Raw genomic sequence first — 2717 nt, forward strand, 5'->3', positions numbered from 1 at the left:
GACAGCGCAGCATTACTGCACCGGGTGATTGACTTTGTTGATATCGATTCCGATAAATGGCAACAGTACGCTGACAAAGCCAGCGGTCTTAAACGTTGGTTTTATAATCGGGAGGCGCGTTTACTGCAGCAATATGAAATTGCCATCTGCCAACGCTTTAATGCCAGCCTCTTTGTCTCTGAAGATGAAGCCAATGCCTTTCGTCAGCTGTTACCTGCCGAATTGCAACCCAAAGTACATAGCCTGTTAAACGGTGTTGACACGGCCTTTTTTAATCCTGCCCTGACAACAGCGTCAGTAAGCCTGCCGCAGCACTATATTGTGTTTACCGGCGCTATGGATTATTGGGCCAACGTAGATGCGGTATGCTGGTTTTGTCAGCACGTCTGGCCCCGCCTGAAACAATTACAGCCAGAACTGCATTTTTTAATCGTAGGAGGTAAACCCAGTCCTGCGGTGCGGGCACTGGCTCAGCAGCCTGGTGTGGTCGTTACTGGCCGGGTTGAGGATATAAGGCCCTATATCCAGCAGGCTTGCTTTGCTGTGGCACCCATACTGATTGCCCGAGGCATTCAGAATAAAGTATTGGAAGCTATGGCCATGAATAAAGCTGTTGTCTGCAGTGCTATGGCTATGGAAGGGATCAATGCGCCAGCAAACACAAGCACCCTTATTGCCGATGGCGCTGAGGCTTTTAGTGAGGCGTGCCTTCATTTATTACAACAGCCTGTTGACCGCTGTGATAATCGCCAGTGGATCCTGGATAACTTTACCTGGCCACATACGCTGGCAAAACTGACGCAATATCTGGATGGAGTGGCTAGCCAATGACACCTAACCGCACCATCAGTAGTTTGCTTATTTTTACCTTACTCAGTATGGCTTATTTAGGCTTATATATTGATACCTGGCTTGATATGGAGCGGGTATGGCGCAGTTCTGCTACCTACAACCATTGTTATCTTATTTTACCTATTAGTTTGTATTTCTTTTTTAAAGCCAAGCAATTTCCGGACACTGCCCCCCTACCTTCGGTTTGGATCTGGTGTCCGGCGATTAGCCTGGTGTTAGTCCAGTTATTCTGGTTTGCCGGTTTTGCCTTAGATATTGCCTTATTTAAACATCTGGCGGCAGTACTGACGTTGCAGGCGATACTTTGGCTGCTTCTGGGCAACGAAAATAGTCGTAAACATTGCTTTGCCATTGCCTATCTGATTTTTCTGGTGCCCTTTGGTGAGGAACTCTCGCCATTATTGCAAAATATTACCGCTGACATGACAGTAGCTATGCTTCATCTGGTGAATATCCCGGTGTACCGCGAAGGCCTGTTTTTAGCAACGCCTGTTGGCTTATTTGAAGTGGCGGAAGCCTGCTCAGGCCTCAGATTTTTAATAGCGTCTATGGCCACATCGGTGTTATTTGCTTATCTGCATTTTAACCGCTTTTATAAACAAGTAATTTTAGTTTTGTTTATGGCCATCATGTCTATTTTGGCTAATGGTGTCAGAGCTTTTATGCTGGTGTATATTGGCGAAAAATCTGAAATGAGGCTCGGCTTTGGTGCCGATCATTACCTTTATGGCTGGCTGTTTTTTGCAGTGGTACTGTTAGCAGGTTTTTGGATAGGCTCACGCTTTTCAGATCCCGCGTTAAAACTATCTCAAAATGTCAGGCAGTCTTTTGTGTTTCCTGGCTATCAAAAGGTAATAGCTACAGCAGCAATAGCCTTGTTACTTGGCGCCAGCTACCGCTTATCCTTAGATCTGATATCGCCACCAGCTCAACCGCTGCAACTGGCCAAAACCAATGCGGCGGATATTAATCAAAGCAACTGGGGCATCCGTTTTCCATTGAGCCTGGCTGAATACTATGCGCAACCTGACAGTAATATTGAGTATTTTGCTGCCTGCTACGCCAATAAACAGCAGGATGGCAAATTAATTGGTTGGGGAAGCCGCTTGTACAATACCCAGCACTGGCAGGTCAATAAACGGATCGACACTGAGCAGGGCACAATATTACAGTTGCGCAGTTTAAGCGGCCAACATCGCACTGTATTGTACTGGTATCAGGTGGGCGAGCATCGCAGCACCTCACAATGGCGCACAAAACTGTATCAGGCGGCTTATTTTATCCGTCAGCAACAGTCCGGTGCCTGGGTATTTGCCGTTTCAATTGAGTCTGAAGCTGATGCCCAGACGATAAGCTTGTTAACGCAGGCGGCCGCTTTTGCCAAAGAGGTTAGGTTGCTTGAGGAAGCGGCAAAATGACGACTGAGGCTAAACCGGTTCATATCGTCCATTTACTCTGGCACTTTAGTACCGGTGGTCTGGAGAACGGTGTGGTCAATCTGATTAACCAGCTGCCTACTTCGCAATTTCGGCACAGTATTGTCAGCCTGACTGGTCATGATGCGGAATTTGTTAAAAGAATAACCACAGATAGTGTCGCCCTATACTGCCTGGATAAAAAAGCCGGCCATGATTGGGGCACCTTCAGCCGGCTTAACCAGCTGTTAAAACAACTTCAGCCTGATGTGTTGCACAGCCGTAATCTGGCTACACTCGAGTTACAGCTGGTTGGCTGGTGGCGAAAAGTCCCGCTACGTATTCACGGTGAACATGGCTGGGATGCTAATGATATTGGTGGTGTTAACAAAAAGAACCGTCTGATAAAACGTCTGTTCAAAGTCTTTGTGCATCAGTTTGTTTGCTTAT

At 46.9% G+C, this 2717-nt stretch carries 3 protein-coding genes; all 3 read left to right on the top strand.

What is annotated here, in order from left to right; translation table 11 throughout:
• On the top strand, positions 1-831 hold an 831-nt coding region (locus tag V7D78_RS16940), incomplete at its 5' end, for a TIGR03087 family PEP-CTERM/XrtA system glycosyltransferase (RefSeq protein ID WP_333609631.1).
• The gene (gene xrtA / locus V7D78_RS16945) at positions 828-2270 is read left to right on the top strand and encodes an exosortase A (protein WP_333609632.1); all 1443 of its coding nucleotides are present in this window, start codon (positions 828-830) and stop codon (positions 2268-2270) included. The genes V7D78_RS16940 and xrtA, both read left to right, overlap by 4 nt.
• Positions 2267-2717 (top strand): glycosyltransferase (locus V7D78_RS16950; RefSeq protein WP_333609633.1); only part of this gene is annotated, 451 nt, incomplete at its 3' end. The genes xrtA and V7D78_RS16950, both read left to right, overlap by 4 nt.

It is taken from the genome of Arsukibacterium sp. (genome assembly GCF_036735525.1).
GTDB lineage: Bacteria > Pseudomonadota > Gammaproteobacteria > Enterobacterales > Alteromonadaceae > Alishewanella.

Bases quoted from the DNA above. Each gene is read 5' to 3' on its own strand.
- xrtA (WP_333609632.1), top strand. From the start codon at position 828: ATGACACCTAACCGCACCATCAGTAGTTTGCTTATTTTTACCTTACTC.